We start from the raw sequence: 13,726 nt of genomic DNA on the forward strand, positions 1-13,726 counted from the left end.
TAACATTTAATGATTTAAGAAATTATGAAAGTATTAGAAAGTACATTTAAACCGTCTTTTGACCGTGGCTTTTATGAGCAGCTTTTATCAAAGTTAAAGGTCAAAAACTTTTCAGTGTCAGAAGAATATGTTTTACCTATCAGTAATGAGCTTGCTGAAGGGCACATTAAAGTAATTCCATCTGGTAAATACAAATGGTATACAGAAATTAATTTAAAGTGTTTTTCAAATGTAAAATTACCTTTTCTTACAAAAGAAACGGATTTGATACACTTTATCTATTGTTGTAAAGGACAAGGGATTCATCAAATGAATGGCAAGGAAACTGTTATTGATGAATTTCAAACTGCTATTATAATTGACAAGGAGTCAGCGGATTTGATTTTAAAAAAAGGCGAAACGGTAAAAATTGCCATTATATCTGTAGAAAAACCAAAGGAAATGATCACCAGTGTAGTTTCTGAAATTTTCAGAATATTTGAAGAAAAACTGGAAAATAAGAAGTTTGCATATTATGGATCTTCTAATCTCAAAATATCAGATCAAATAGGAAAAATATCAAGTACTGAGAAAAATGGAGTGGTAAAGAAATTATTTGTCGAAGGAGTGATACAATTAATCTTAGCAATGGAAATTCAACATCACCATAAAGATATTTCGTCGATTAGTGACGTAAACGGGTTATTAACTTTAAAAGAGCAAAAAATCATCAAGGATATTGCTGAAGAAATTCAAAACAATTGCGATTATCCTTTTTCTATAAAATACTTAATAGAGAAAACCGGATTGTCGGCCGCAAAATTACAAGAAGGTTTTAAGCTATTGTATAGTAGAACAGTAACAGATTACATAAAAAATGTAAGGATTGAAAAAGCCGAAAACTTGTTAAAAACGACAGACCTCAATATTTCTGAGATTGTCTATGCTATTGGATTTACTAGTCGAAGCTATTTTTCAAAAATATTTAAAGAAAGATATAACTGCAGTCCTCGTTATTATCAAGAGAAATCCCGCATCTATTCTCTTGCGTTTACCGCCTGAGATTCTATATATATATTGTGAAAAGTGATTGCTTTGATTGGCAATCACTTTTATTTAATTACTATTATTATACATTCCATTAATTAAAGAAATGTTTAATTATTTAGAGCGTAAATTGTAGTTGAGTAATAGAAACTAAGGAATATATTAAGGAACCCAAAAATAAGAGCAGGAAATGATAAAAGCATGTTATCTCCTACAGATATTCTCACTCCAAACCCCATGAACATTAGAATACCCAAACCTAACGCCGATAAAGCTGTAAGCAATGGCGAAACATATAGGCCGATTACAAGACCAAACCCACCTATGAGCTGAAGCGTACCGGTAAGTGTTCTCCATTTTTGTAGCCCAAATCGAATAAATTCAGACTTCATTTTAGGCTTTACAAGACAATTAATTCCATAAAAAATAAAGGAAATCGCTGACAAATAGGTTAGAATAATAATAGTACTCATTTTTTGCGATATTGTAACGATTGTTGATTGTGACGTAATAATAGTGACTTGTCATAGAAGTAAGCTTTCAAAAGTCTTATAATTTCCTTTCGTTGTTCTAAAGATAAATGCTTGTATGCAAGCCTTAAAATAACCGTATCCCATTTTGTGCTAGCCATGTTATCCAAAGCTATTCTTAGATAACAATGATTATCGAAAGATAGCTCTGGATATTTTTCTGCAAGCTTTTCTGGAAGCATTTCATAAACATCATAATATTGTTCGGAATATTTCATTTATAGAATATCACAGAATGTTATTGAACCGTTTTAAAACGTTTTCATTTTTTCTTTTCTTTTTCTCAGTTGATCGTCTAAGTCTCTAATAGTTTCCGTGATTGCCTCTGCGAAACTAGCTTCACTAGATTCTGCATATAACCTAGGGCCAGGAGCGCTCAATCTGATTCCACAATGATGTCCTTTTTCATCTGATGTAGTGTTCTCTTTCTTAAAAAAAATATCCCCTCTGAGAATAAAGGAATATTTTGTTTTTAGGTTATTTAATTTCTCGATGGCTATACTCTCTAATCGAGGACTAGCACTTACGTTTGTATATTCAAAAATTGTTTTCATTTTTATTTTTATTTAAATGTAATTTGTTTTATTTCAGTGTTTACCATCAAAAGCAAAAGCTTTGTACTTTAAAAGAGCTACAAAAACGACCCCTCCTAGAGCATTTCCCAAAATAGCAATGGTCTGAAAAAGTAAATAATCTCTTAGAGTAATTTCGTTAGAAGTTATAAGACCAGAAAAGACTTCGATATTACCAACAATGCTGTGGTGTAATCCCATAGCTCCAATTACCGCTGTGATAATATAGATGATAAGAATTCTGCTTATTGTACTATCGGATGAAGTAAGTAACCATGATAAAAGTCCCATAAGCCAACCTGCCAAAATTGCACTAACCCATATAACTACTAGATTGTCATGAATAACATGAATTGAAATTTTTTCTATTGTTTCAGCGCTAAAAATGTGAAGTCTGGGACCTATCCAAACTGCAATTATACTGATTAGCATTCCTCCCAAAATATTGCCTACCAGGACTAAACTCCAGAGTCTAAAAAGATCTGATAAGTTAGATTTTTTGTTTAAGACTGGTAGAAATAAAAGAGAGGTTTGTTCGGTAAAAAGTATTGATTTACCTAATACTACTAGAATAAAACCAACAGGGTAAACCAAGGCATTTATTTTCCAGATGGCTTCTTGGGTAATGCTACCCATTAAAAAATCTGACATTACACAAATAAGAAGAAAACTAAAACCAATTTCAAGCCCTGCGGTAAACGAACTAAGAAAAATACTCGAATTGGTTTTGTCATAAATATCTAATGCTTCAGAAATTTGTTCTCTTAAAATTTCTGAGTGTGACATTGGTGCGTTTTCTTGAATACTAAGGTCACGATTATCGATATTTGACTTTTGTTCAGTTTCTGTTTTCGCCATATGGCTTTTGATTCCTCTGTTGTTTTTTCTTTTTTCAGTACTTTCTTTTTTATAAAGTAGAGAAATGTTTAGTTTTTAACATTTTTTACTTCACCGACTACGACAGAATCAATAGATTGATATTGCGGTTTGATCTTCTTATAAAGATCATACTGTATTCGTGTTAATATATTGCTCATAGCGGATGTTTCTTTATTCAAGTTGATTTTAAGCGCCTTTATCTTTTCTTTGATATTCAAGTTACTATCCCTTATTTTCTTTTCATTTATCATATACTCCTCAACTTTTATTTCAAATTGTAATAATTGATCTTCTGTCATTCCGAGTTGTTGATCGTATTCCTTAGCCAACTCTTTTGCTTCTTCTTTAATCTTTAGATTATCAGATTTTTGAGTAAAAGGGTTTTGGCCGGTAACAATGGTAAAGGAAAGTATTGCCAATGTTGTTAGAATTTTTTTCATAACTCTTTTCTTACATTATTTGTTGTTAAATTTCAGGCAAACCGGAAAAGTAAAATTTGCATAATTAATGTTATTCGCCATTTATCTTTTTCATAATTTGTTCTTTATCAGTTTTTTTAACTTCCTCTGTAGAGTTTTTATCGTTGTTATTCATATAATTACCATTAAAGGTAAATTCTCTTTGCATTAACCGACTTCTATTTTCTGGATTTTCTTGTTCTCTTAAATCTTCTGGAAGCTTGTTTAAATCCCCACCATAATAGCCTAGAGCTACTGCTGTAGCGACATGATAATCTTCAGGGAATCCAAATTCTGTAAGCGCTGTTTTGTAATTAACTCCTGCCATTTGGTGTAGTGCAATCCCAAGGTGTTGAGCTTGAGCGGTAACATTACCCATGAATAGACCTAAGTCATGAAGCGCATGAAAGTTATCTTCTCCTTCTTCAGTTGTTTTTTTATAAGCATTTAACCAAAGGACTGGAGCGTTGGCTGCCCATGATTTATTAAAGTCACTTAGACAATCAAATATTCTGTCATAAGTCTTACTTCCTCTTATTCCCCATATTATTCTCCAGGGTTGTCTGTTGTAGGAGCTTGGAGCCCATCTTCCTGCCTCAAATAATGTTCTAAGTTCAACTTCGGTAAGAGGAGTGTCTGCAAAGACTCTAGGCGAATAGCGTTTCTTGAGAATAGGTAAAATATTAAATTTGGTAACTTTTTCTTTAGCAATTTTATTTCCCATAATCATTAATTTTGTTTCAGATAATATTCTATTAATTAGTTAAGTAACTTGTTGCCAGAAGCCCTTATTAACCTTCTATGTTTCAAGAAAATATATTTACTATCCATCGGTAAATCCGAACATGAATTATCAAAGTAGAAATTACCGATTTGGAATTGGATTTTTCTTTTCCAACACGACTTACAAAAAATTAGTTACTATTTTTCGCAAGATGTTGATGTGACTTCTGGCAGTTAAAGAATTTCAAAAGTGTAGTGTTAGATATATTGTGTGAAATTCATGACAAGTTTTGCACTGAATTGATTATGCATTCACTACTTGGTCTTCATGCTTCCCTTCACATAATTCTTCTATCACTTTTTCTATGAAAGCTGGTAAATCGTTTGGATTTCTGCTTGTAGTCAAGCCGCTATCAACAACTACTTCTTGATCAACCCATTTTGCACCTGCGTTAATCACGTCATCTTTGATCGTATGGTATGATGTTACCTCGCGATTTTCAATTACACCTGCACTAATAAGTAACCAAGGAGCATGGCATATCGCTGCTACTGGCTTACCACTTTTGAAAAATGCTTGTATGAATGATAAAGCTTTATCATTTGCTCGAAGTGTATCTGGATTTATAACTCCACCAGGCAAGATTACCGTATGATAATCGGACTCATTGGCGTCTTGTAGTGTTTTATCGACATTTATAGTTTTACCCCAATTCCCATCTTCCCAGCTTTTAATTTCTCCAAGAGATTCGGATATAATGTGCACTTCAGCACCTTCTTTCTTTACCGCATCGAGTGGAGAAAATAACTCAGAAGCTTCAAATCCATTCGTGGCTAGGATTGCAATGTTTTTTCCTTTTAATTTCATAACCTTTATAATTTTTTAAGTAAATATTCTTACATAAAATTACATTGAATAAAGGTTATATTGGTGCTGAAAAAAGATATTGATTAACTCATATCATATTCTAATTTGGTATTCACTTATTAACGGTATTAGTATCACATAAATTTAAATATTTATGATGCCGGTTCTTAGAAAAAAAGCTTTAAAAGATTAAGCTTCTAATATGCAATCTGAACAACTTTTTACTTTACCATAATAGGTTTTTCTATATTTATGAATAGTCTGAACAGGAAGTCCTAAGCAATATTTTTGGATATACGTTACTTGTGTAATAAGTCTTCCCATTTTTTGACTATATCTGTTTTCGGTTTTGGTTTTTCGCTTAATTTGAATAAAAGACATAAATTTTTTATAATATTATTATTGATTTTAAAGTGCAGAGTTCGTGGATACTACCTCCCAATAGGACATTTTGGAAAATTGCTTGCATGTTCTTTGGTTTCTTTTATTTTTCCAATAATTTATTTCGGTTCTCAAATCTTGGGCTGTTTTATCTTTGTTACTTATTCCGTTTTTGTTAGACATTTTTATTGATTGTTTGATTTAGATTGAATGTATTTCTGCATTAATATTATGACGCTCTACGAGCCTTTTGGTAAAAGCTTTGTGACCACTTGGTGCTAAAAGATGTAGTTTCCCCCGTTTCATAGCTGCCATATAGCTCAAAACTTTCCATTTAATAACTAATTTTTTTGCATTTTTCTTTTTCAAAGCGATGTCTGAAAAATGCTTTGCTCCTCCATATGTGGTGAATGATAAATCAGCTTTAATTTTTTCATTAGTAGATTTGCTCAAAAATGTTTTAGGTTCATCAAAGCCCGGAGCAATCGATTTGATCGCCGTAGTAGGTCTTTTATTCACCCAGTTGAGTGCTCTTTCTATGTACTTTTTTTTATTCATAATATTGATTATTGTTTTTTTGTGTAAGAATCTTATGATTTAACTCATGCTATTGGATGGACATAATTTGCCATTTTAAATAATCATAATAGCCAATAGCGCTAATCCATAAACTAATACGGCACCAGACACTAGAAAAACTAATGATTTTATTATTTTTTTCTTGAATTTTACTTTTGGTTTCATTTCTTAGATTTTTTAATGTCTTTTCCTTTAAAATCAGTTTTTAATAAAATAATTCTTTCAAAAGGTATATGAACATGATGGTGATGAGTTGATCATCTAAGCATTAACTTCTATTTAGAATTTAGAATCTTTTCATTCATTTATCCTTATACTATGGTTACTGCTAGGGCTATAATGAAGGCAAAAACCGACATAATAGTTAATAGAATTAAGGACTTTTTAGTATCATTTTTCAAAACGATTGGTTTTAATTTGACTTCATTATTTCTTTAGATATATAAAGATGGAGCACCTTTTGGGAGCCTGAATCCTTGGATCATATAAAAAACTATATGCTTAATCTCAAAAGAAAAGTATGGTCATCAACAACTAAAACTGGATGCGAGTCGGCATCAGAAAAGATTGAATGTTTTTTGAGAATGTTGATGTAATACTCATACCTTTTTATAATATCTTATATCCAAAAAATGTCAAGCCTTTTAACTGGATTTAACTATTTCTGGAGTCCAGACTACATAATACCTGTTAAATATGTTAATGAATTCTTAATGAGCTGATGGGGAGCTCGAGACTATTATGATTTGGAAAAGGCCGTAAACATCCAATGTCTTTTTTCTAATCTTCGCATAAACTGTGTCGTGATTTCTTCACTTACCGTGTCTCCTGATTCTAGGGCAGCATTTAAAACATCTAAAAGAGAGTCGTGGAGTATCCCAAAATCATGTAATATTTCTCGCACCATTTCCATAGGAGTGACTTCTTTTTCTTGTTCTGTAATATCTGCCATTTTAAGATGTTGTTGCAAGGTGTTTTTAGGCTTTAACCCAAATACTCTTATCCGCTCTGCTATGATATCTGTTTGTTCTTTTACTTTGTTATACTCAATTTCAAATTGTTCATGTAGTTCAAAAAAATCAGCGCCTTCAACATTCCAGTGGAACGTTCTTAGCTTATGATAATGAACGATATAATTGGCCAGTAGCTTATTTAAGGCTACGACAATTTCTGCGGTTTCTAAATAGGTAAATCCTAGTTTTTTATAGGCTTTTTGTGTTTTCATAGTCATATCTACTTCGTTTATATTGTTTATTTTAAATTAATTCTTTACGTTTTTTAAGCTTATTTCTAATTAACCATAAAATCAAAGAATAGGTTAACTCATACCGTAGTTTTTGTGACTTTTTTGGTAATTATGAATAATAAGATATTGTCAAACAACAAGTTTGAGCAAATATGTTTTTAAGAAAACATGGAGGTAAACAATTGTTTTATTTACAAAATGTTAAAACTTAGGATATAACCCGAAAAATAAATGTAATTTCAGATTGTATAAAAAAGAATATAGGATGAATTATAAGCACCAATTTTTTATTTTATTGATACTCTTAAGTTTATATTCTTGTATCAAAAAAAATCCTAACAAAGAGATAGAACAAGGTATTTTACGAGAAAACACAATACCCAAAACCGATGACGGTTTCAGTTATCTTGTTAAAAAAGAGGTATACGTTCCTATCTATTCAGACATATATAATAAGACCAAGGATTTTAGATTTCAACTTACGGCAACTTTGAGCATAAGAAATACTAGTCGAAAAGATTCTCTTTTTATAAAAAATGTAGACTACTATAATACCGAAGGAAGCTTAGTACGAGGATATATAGAACAACCTATATTTTTAAAACCTTTGGAATCTATTGAATATGTAATTGAAGAGGAAGATACTTCTGGTGGGAGTGGAGCAAATTTTTTAATCACTTGGGGAGCAAATACAACATTGGCTCCGATTTTTCAAGGAGTGATGGTTGGAGTATCTGGTCAGCAAGGCTTTGCGTTTACTACTGAGGGCGTTGTAATTTCTGAAACTAAAAAATGAAACTACTTAGTACTGTTTTCTCAAAATACGATCGATTTAAATTAAAAAACTCTCCCCAAGCTAATTTGGTTTATGGGTTTTTGACATATATATTAATTGGATGGGGAATATTGTCTTTACCTTTTCTACAAAAAACCTATGTGAGTACGGTTGATAATCTCTTCATAGCTACCTCGGCAATCTCTACCACTGGACTGGTAACCGTAAGTATTTATGATAGTTATAATCTATTAGGTCAGTTTGTTGTTATGTTATTGTTTCAGATTGGAGGTATAGGGTATATGACCTTTACTACATTTTATTTGTTATCAACTACTAAACGAATTACTCACTGGCATAGAAAAATTATCCAGACAGAGTTTGATGTACCCAAAGAGCTTAAAATCAAAGATTTTCTTCGCTCTGTAATTATCTACACACTATTTATGGAAATCATTGGAGCTGTTTGTTTTTTTATAGCATTCAGGAAAGAGGGAATTGATGTAGGGCAAGCACTTTGGAATAGTATTTTTCATAGTGTTTCTGCGTTTTGTACAGCTGGGTTTGGATTGAGTAACAATAGTTTTATGGATTTTACTGGAAATACGTTTATTAATATTATTATATCTGTATTGGCTATTTGTGGTTCACTTGGATTTATAGTCGTAACAGATATTTGGTATAAAATTTCCAGACGGACCACAAAGATTTCTTTTACCACTAAAATGGTATCGGTTGGATTTTTAATTCTTTTGTTATTTGGGACGATAATTACATATTTTTCTGAGCCTTTGATACAAGAATTACAAGGTAAAGAAAAAATATTGGCGTCTTTTTTTCAAGCCATGACTTCAATGACAACCGTAGGCTTTAATACAATCAATACAGCTCAATTATCATTACCAATATTGTTGATGGTTATTTTTTTGATGTATATAGGAGCATCACCTGCTGGAACAGCAGGAGGCATGAAAATCACTACTCTTACTGCGATGCTTGCTATTATAAAAAGTAGATTGTATGGAGAAAAAGAGATTACATTTTTAAAACGGAAAATTCCGTTTGAAAGATTATATGTAGCTACTTCTACATTTATTTTCTATACAATGATCATATTTTTTTCATGTTTTTTGCTTTCGTTCACCGAAAGAGGACATTTTAAAAATATCCTATTCGAAGTCGCATCGGCTTTAGGAACAGTAGGATTAAGTGTAGGTCTTACAAGCGAACTTACAACTTTTGGTAAAATTGTTTTTATAGTAATTATGTTTATTGGTAGATTAGGAGTTATTACTTTCGGTTATGCTTTATTAGCTCGAAAAACCGAAAGGCAAAGTTAACATATACTTTGATGTTTGATTACTGCGTTTACTTGTGTATTATTTCGACGAATCATTTGTTCAGAAGTAATTAATTATGGTTGAAGTATTCGGTCAGCAAATCTCTTCCCTTACTACTGGGGATTATAATTTTATACAGAAATAGATGATGTTTTAAAAAAAATCCTCAAAGGCACAGCTAGAAGTTCCGGATACCATAAGCTGACTTTCCATAATTAACCCTTTAGTTTATTGATTATAGTCATTCTCTGAGGATGTGTGCCCAATATAGCAATAAGCAATAGGTGTTTTGGTCGCTATCGATTCTTTTTTTAATCATTTTAAAATAATAATATATATGATTAAGTTAGAAGTTTTAACTAGTTGTTCTGTTACATTAAATTAGATGTGATTTAAAAGAGGATTTTAAGGATTTTACAATTTGAAATATTAGCTGATCATTAATAAATCCGACTTATTTTTCATTTTAATCAATAATTTACTTTAGAAAAATTATCTATCTTTAGTAGAGTTTACATTCACTTTTTATGTATGTACTTTACTAAAAGCTTCTACAAGTTTTTTCATTGTAATAGGTTTTACAATATAATTGTTTACTATACTGTAAGATTTTGCTCGAAGGACATCTTTGGGATCAACCGAAGATGAGACGATATATACGGTTATTTTTTTTGACACAGGAACCTTTATAAATTCATCCAAGAACTGCCAACCATCCAAAATAGGCATATTTAGATCTAAAAGAATAACATCGGGTAGTTTTTCCTCATCGGAAATTAGCTTAGTTAACGCATCCAAGGCCTCTTTGCCATTTCTATAAATTAAGAAATTGGTGCAAACATCCGCAAGTTGCATTACTTTTTTTACTCCAAATACAAATATCGGATCGTCATCTATAATACAAGCAATATCAATTTTTTTCATACTTAAAATATACTTTAAAAGTAGTACCGACGTCTACAGTACTTTCTACATCAATTTTTCCTCCAATAGCTTCAACTTGATTTTTAGTAATAAACAATCCAATACCTCTTGCTTCTTTGTGTTCATGAAAGGTCTTGTACATTCCAAACAGCTTAGCATGATGTCTATCCAAATCTATACCTATACCGTTATCTTCAATACAAAGTACAAGATAGTTGTCTTGATGATAGGCATTCAAAATAATATAACTGTCTCTTGTAAGAGATCGGTATTTGATACTGTTGGTTATGAAGTTGAGTAATATACTATCTAAGTATGCAGAAACGGCCATGATTTTTGCACTCTGGTCCACAGCGTTTTCAATCTTTACGTTAGCCTTTTGCGCAATTAATTTTACGCCATGTATAACTTTATTAATGGTTTTGCAAAGATTAATACTGGTTAGACCTTCTGTTACAGTAGTATTCATCAAGACCACTTCATTAAGATGTTTTACGGTTTCTGTTAGATTATCAGACGCCAATCTAAACAATTTGACAATTTCATCATTTTCTAATTCAGGATGTTCTTGTAGATAAAGATCTAGTAGCATACTAAAATTACCAGAATGTGATTTAAGATTATGCGAGACGATATGCGCAAAGTTTTGCAATCTATCATTTTGATCGTTTGCGACCTGAAGTAATGATTTTAGTTCTTTTTCTACATTTTTTAGTTTGCTAATATCAGCCGCAACGGCAAGATACCCTTCAAGCTTATTGTTGTTTTTTATGGCAGTGACCGTTAGTAATACAGGGAAATGACTTCCATCTTTTCGAACATATGTCCATTCTTGGGTATCTGGTTTTCCATTTTTAGGGAGTGCCGTAAAAACTTCGAAATCATTTATGTTTCTATTAAATAAGTTGGATAGTTCTTCACTCCTTTTTGTTAATTCTCCTTTAGTATGCAGAATTTGTAGAGCTTCCTTAGATATAAGCTCCTCCCGTCTGTATCCTAGTAAGTTTTCAGCACCTTCATTGAAGGTTGTAATAATTCCGTCTCTATCTGTACCGATAATGCTTACTTGTGTACTGGCTTCTAATATTCCTTCTAACTCGGCTAACGTTTTTTGTAATTGATCTCTAGCATGTACTCGGGGAGTAATATTGGAAATCTGGGCAATAAAATGCAACGGATTATCATATTCGTCTCTTAGCATGGAAACAGATAAAATGACATGCACATGTTTACCATTTTTATGAACATATCTTTTTTCAATATGACAATAGGAGATTTTACCAGATAATAAATCTTCCATATGTCCAAGATCCTTCATCAGATCTTCTGGATGAGTGATTTCTTGAAAACTTAAAGATTTTAGTTCTGTAAGCGTATAACCGAGCATCTCGCACAAACTATTGTTTACATCCAACCACTTACCAGTCGTATCCAGAATTGCCATCCCAATAGCTGCATTTTCAAAATTTTCTCTAAACTTTTTTTCACTCAGTTTCAGACGATTTTCAGCTTCTTTGGTTCTGGTAATATCTTCAGTAAGCATGATAATTCCGCCTACTTTATTATTGGAGGTAAACCAGGGATGTAATTTCCATGACAACCATTGTATAGTGCCATCAGACCTTTCAAAATAATCTTCGTTGGATTCTAGTATTTTCCCGTTGAGACAATTCTGATGGTCTTTTTTCCAGCGTTCTCCAATCTCCGGAAAAATTTCATAGTGCGATTTGCCGATGATATTTTTATCTTTTATATTGTAATCTTCAATCCATTTTCTAGAATGGGCGATATAGCACATATTGGTATCTAACATAGCGATAGCACCTGGTGCTTGTTCGATAAAAACCTTGTGATTTTCTAAATCCTTTTTGTGTTTTGTGATTTCTTGATGTGTGCCAATAACCCATTCAGGTTCTCCTTTGGCGGTCCAACTTACGACCTTACCCTTATCTAAGACCCAAATCCAATTTCCGTTTTTGTGTCGCAACCTTACCTCGCATTCATAACATTTGGTTTTACCTTCAAAATGATCATGAAAGGATTGATTGAATTTTTGTAAATCTTCGGGATGTACAGACTTTCTCCATGTATTTATAGAAACAGGATCAAGTTCCAGAAGCGTATATCCTATAATCTCTACCCATCGCTCGTTAAAAATTGTTTGTCCAGTTTGCACATTCCATTCCCATATACCAATATTGGTGCCATCGATAATGTGTTGATATCGTTCAACTTGTTTTTTTAGTTTTAATTCTGCTTTTTTTATTTTGGTCACATCGGTATGAGCGCCAATCATTCTATGGGGCTTATTGTTGGCATCTCTTATAACAATTCCTTTACAATGTATCCATACAGTATGGCCTAATTTATGTTCATAACGTACTACCTGATCATAAGGATGTTTTGGATTTTTACAATGTTTATCGAAATTCTCTATTGCTAAGGCAAGGTCATCCTGATTAATAATGTCTTGCCACGAAGAAGCTTTGTGAGGCATAATTTCAGGATCATATCCCAATGTAGCCCAGAATTTAGGATTCATCCATTCGTTTTCAGGGTTTTTTAAATCCCAAAACCATAATCCATCTAAAGCAGATTGTTGTATAAAGTCAAAAATGGATTCATCTTGCTTTAATAATGCATACAATTCCCTCTTGAGATAATTCTCTTTGTGCACAACCGTAAAGGCCGGCGAAGCAGATTTTTCAAACATATTTTTAGTCTCGTAGTGAGGGGTAATTCTCTTAACCTAAAGTTAATGTTAATTTTTAAATTTTAGCATATGTTATTACCGTAATTAATTTGCGGTTTAAGCTTGTTTGTTATTTTTTTGAAATTTGATGTTTGCAATATGTTACTGTTAGGTGTTATAAATAAAGGGGTTATGTCATAAATACTTTTAAATTTTAGACTTTTAAAATTGCAGCTTTTATTAAATGAATATCTGGAAATATGGTTTCTTATGTCAAATGAGCTCATGTTTGTATCGATTGAGTTATGAGATTCCGTAATTTTCCATGGGATCATGAGAAAATGATTTTTTGGTGTACTCTTCTTTTATTGTATTTTAATATTGCTGGGATAAATTTTATATCTTAAAAGGGAAACAAGTACTAACTAACCTAAATATTATGAAAAAAGGTATATTTTTTTAGGCCTCTTGGCATTAGGATTACCCTCCAAGGCGCAGCAAAATATAGATGACTTATTGGCTGCGGGAATTAACGATGCACAACGATTTGCATCAGATTATTTGAGGCAGCATCAGATGGTTTGATGTTTAGTATGAATCATGGTTGGTTTAATGATGCGAAGGCTAAGAAGAAGTTCGGCTTTGAGATTTCAATAGTTGCCAACGCTGCCTTTGTGGGAGATGATAACAAGTCTTTTGTTTTAGATACTTCTCAATATGAAAATCTACAATT

The 13,726-nt window shown here is 32.0% G+C and carries 16 protein-coding genes; 4 read left to right on the plus strand and 12 right to left on the minus strand.

Translation table 11 applies throughout. The features are described 5' to 3' along the window. Positions 1–24 precede the first annotated feature (24 nt). Complete coding sequence (locus BUE24_RS13600) at positions 25–1,041, plus strand: helix-turn-helix domain-containing protein (RefSeq protein WP_073316578.1); 1,017 nt, start codon at positions 25–27, stop codon at positions 1,039–1,041. A gap of 95 nt (positions 1,042–1,136) precedes the next feature. Here BUE24_RS13600 and BUE24_RS13605 read toward each other — a convergent pair whose 3' ends face one another. The 10 genes from BUE24_RS13605 to BUE24_RS13650 all read right to left on the minus strand — a co-directional run bounded on the left by BUE24_RS13605 (position 1,137) and on the right by BUE24_RS13650 (position 7,241). After that, the gene (locus BUE24_RS13605) at positions 1,137–1,499 is read right to left on the minus strand and encodes a DoxX family protein (protein WP_073316579.1); all 363 of its coding nucleotides are present in this window, start codon (positions 1,497–1,499) and stop codon (positions 1,137–1,139) included. Beyond that, positions 1,496–1,774 carry a hypothetical protein gene (locus BUE24_RS13610; RefSeq protein ID WP_073316581.1) on the minus strand — a complete coding sequence of 93 codons (279 nt, stop codon included), beginning with the start codon at positions 1,772–1,774 and terminating at the stop codon, positions 1,496–1,498. Before BUE24_RS13610 ends, BUE24_RS13605 begins: the two co-directional genes overlap by 4 nt. A gap of 33 nt (positions 1,775–1,807) precedes the next feature. Next, a complete protein-coding gene (locus BUE24_RS13615; RefSeq protein WP_073316583.1) occupies positions 1,808–2,110 on the minus strand; it encodes an HPF/RaiA family ribosome-associated protein in 303 nt (100 codons plus the stop codon). Positions 2,111–2,143: 33 nt separating this feature from the next. After that, positions 2,144–2,986, minus strand: coding sequence for a formate/nitrite transporter family protein (locus BUE24_RS13620; protein WP_073316585.1), 843 nt, complete (start codon positions 2,984–2,986; stop codon positions 2,144–2,146). Positions 2,987–3,054: 68 nt separating this feature from the next. Beyond that, a complete protein-coding gene (locus tag BUE24_RS13625; RefSeq protein WP_073316587.1) occupies positions 3,055–3,447 on the minus strand; it encodes a hypothetical protein in 393 nt (130 codons plus the stop codon). Positions 3,448–3,517: 70 nt separating this feature from the next. Then, positions 3,518–4,189, minus strand: a complete 672-nt coding sequence (locus BUE24_RS13630; RefSeq protein ID WP_073316589.1) for a nitroreductase family protein — start codon at positions 4,187–4,189, stop codon at positions 3,518–3,520. Between the two features lie 303 nt (positions 4,190–4,492). Then, positions 4,493–5,056, minus strand: coding sequence for a type 1 glutamine amidotransferase domain-containing protein (locus tag BUE24_RS13635; protein WP_073316591.1), 564 nt, complete (start codon positions 5,054–5,056; stop codon positions 4,493–4,495). A 189-nt stretch (positions 5,057–5,245) separates the two neighbouring features. Then, on the minus strand, positions 5,246–5,437 hold the full coding sequence (locus BUE24_RS13640; protein WP_073316593.1) for a hypothetical protein: 192 nt from the start codon (positions 5,435–5,437) through the stop codon (positions 5,246–5,248). Between the two features lie 201 nt (positions 5,438–5,638). Further along, a complete protein-coding gene (locus BUE24_RS13645; protein WP_084549537.1) occupies positions 5,639–5,995 on the minus strand; it encodes a hypothetical protein in 357 nt (118 codons plus the stop codon). A gap of 760 nt (positions 5,996–6,755) precedes the next feature. Then, positions 6,756–7,241: a Dps family protein gene (locus BUE24_RS13650; RefSeq protein ID WP_084549545.1), complete on the minus strand. Its 486-nt coding sequence runs from the start codon at positions 7,239–7,241 to the stop codon at positions 6,756–6,758. A gap of 286 nt (positions 7,242–7,527) precedes the next feature. On the opposite strand from BUE24_RS13650, the gene BUE24_RS13655 reads away from it, so the two are divergent. Together BUE24_RS13655 and BUE24_RS13660 are read left to right on the plus strand one after the other, a co-directional pair. After that, a complete protein-coding gene (locus BUE24_RS13655) occupies positions 7,528–8,058 on the plus strand; it encodes a DUF3124 domain-containing protein (protein WP_073316599.1) in 531 nt (176 codons plus the stop codon). Further along, the gene (locus BUE24_RS13660) at positions 8,055–9,377 is read left to right on the plus strand and encodes a TrkH family potassium uptake protein (protein WP_073316601.1); all 1,323 of its coding nucleotides are present in this window, start codon (positions 8,055–8,057) and stop codon (positions 9,375–9,377) included. Before BUE24_RS13655 ends, BUE24_RS13660 begins: the two co-directional genes overlap by 4 nt. Before the next feature lie 525 nt (positions 9,378–9,902). Here BUE24_RS13660 and BUE24_RS13665 read toward each other — a convergent pair. Both BUE24_RS13665 and BUE24_RS13670 read right to left on the minus strand, forming a co-directional pair. Next, a complete protein-coding gene (locus BUE24_RS13665) occupies positions 9,903–10,301 on the minus strand; it encodes a response regulator (RefSeq protein ID WP_073316603.1) in 399 nt (132 codons plus the stop codon). Then, positions 10,288–13,014: a PAS domain S-box protein gene (locus BUE24_RS13670; protein ID WP_073316604.1), complete on the minus strand. Its 2,727-nt coding sequence runs from the start codon at positions 13,012–13,014 to the stop codon at positions 10,288–10,290. The genes BUE24_RS13665 and BUE24_RS13670 overlap by 14 nt, the downstream gene beginning before the upstream one ends. Positions 13,015–13,544: 530 nt before the next feature. Here BUE24_RS13670 and BUE24_RS24445 point away from each other — a divergent pair. After that, positions 13,545–13,726 (plus strand): DUF6588 family protein (locus tag BUE24_RS24445; protein WP_425290163.1); only part of this gene is annotated, 182 nt, incomplete at its 3' end.

The organism is Aquimarina spongiae, from assembly GCF_900141785.1.
GTDB classification, from domain to species: Bacteria; Bacteroidota; Bacteroidia; order Flavobacteriales; family Flavobacteriaceae; genus Aquimarina; species Aquimarina spongiae.

What these genes read in the sequence shown, in the direction of transcription:
- BUE24_RS13600 (WP_073316578.1), top strand. Translation starts at nt 25, where the DNA reads ATGAAAGTATTAGAAAGTACATTTAAACCGTCTTTTGACCGTGGCTTT.
- BUE24_RS13605 (WP_073316579.1), bottom strand. Translation starts at nt 1,499, where the DNA reads ATGAGTACTATTATTATTCTAACCTATTTGTCAGCGATTTCCTTTATT.
- BUE24_RS13610 (WP_073316581.1), bottom strand. Translation starts at nt 1,774, where the DNA reads ATGAAATATTCCGAACAATATTATGATGTTTATGAAATGCTTCCAGAA.
- BUE24_RS13615 (WP_073316583.1), bottom strand. Translation starts at nt 2,110, where the DNA reads ATGAAAACAATTTTTGAATATACAAACGTAAGTGCTAGTCCTCGATTA.
- BUE24_RS13620 (WP_073316585.1), bottom strand. Translation starts at nt 2,986, where the DNA reads ATGGCGAAAACAGAAACTGAACAAAAGTCAAATATCGATAATCGTGAC.
- BUE24_RS13625 (WP_073316587.1), bottom strand. Translation starts at nt 3,447, where the DNA reads ATGAAAAAAATTCTAACAACATTGGCAATACTTTCCTTTACCATTGTT.
- BUE24_RS13630 (WP_073316589.1), bottom strand. Translation starts at nt 4,189, where the DNA reads ATGGGAAATAAAATTGCTAAAGAAAAAGTTACCAAATTTAATATTTTA.
- BUE24_RS13635 (WP_073316591.1), bottom strand. Translation starts at nt 5,056, where the DNA reads ATGAAATTAAAAGGAAAAAACATTGCAATCCTAGCCACGAATGGATTT.
- BUE24_RS13640 (WP_073316593.1), bottom strand. Translation starts at nt 5,437, where the DNA reads ATGTCTTTTATTCAAATTAAGCGAAAAACCAAAACCGAAAACAGATAT.
- BUE24_RS13645 (WP_084549537.1), bottom strand. Translation starts at nt 5,995, where the DNA reads ATGAATAAAAAAAAGTACATAGAAAGAGCACTCAACTGGGTGAATAAA.
- BUE24_RS13650 (WP_084549545.1), bottom strand. Translation starts at nt 7,241, where the DNA reads ATGAAAACACAAAAAGCCTATAAAAAACTAGGATTTACCTATTTAGAA.
- BUE24_RS13655 (WP_073316599.1), top strand. Translation starts at nt 7,528, where the DNA reads ATGAATTATAAGCACCAATTTTTTATTTTATTGATACTCTTAAGTTTA.
- BUE24_RS13660 (WP_073316601.1), top strand. Translation starts at nt 8,055, where the DNA reads ATGAAACTACTTAGTACTGTTTTCTCAAAATACGATCGATTTAAATTA.
- BUE24_RS13665 (WP_073316603.1), bottom strand. Translation starts at nt 10,301, where the DNA reads ATGAAAAAAATTGATATTGCTTGTATTATAGATGACGATCCGATATTT.
- BUE24_RS13670 (WP_073316604.1), bottom strand. Translation starts at nt 13,014, where the DNA reads ATGTTTGAAAAATCTGCTTCGCCGGCCTTTACGGTTGTGCACAAAGAG.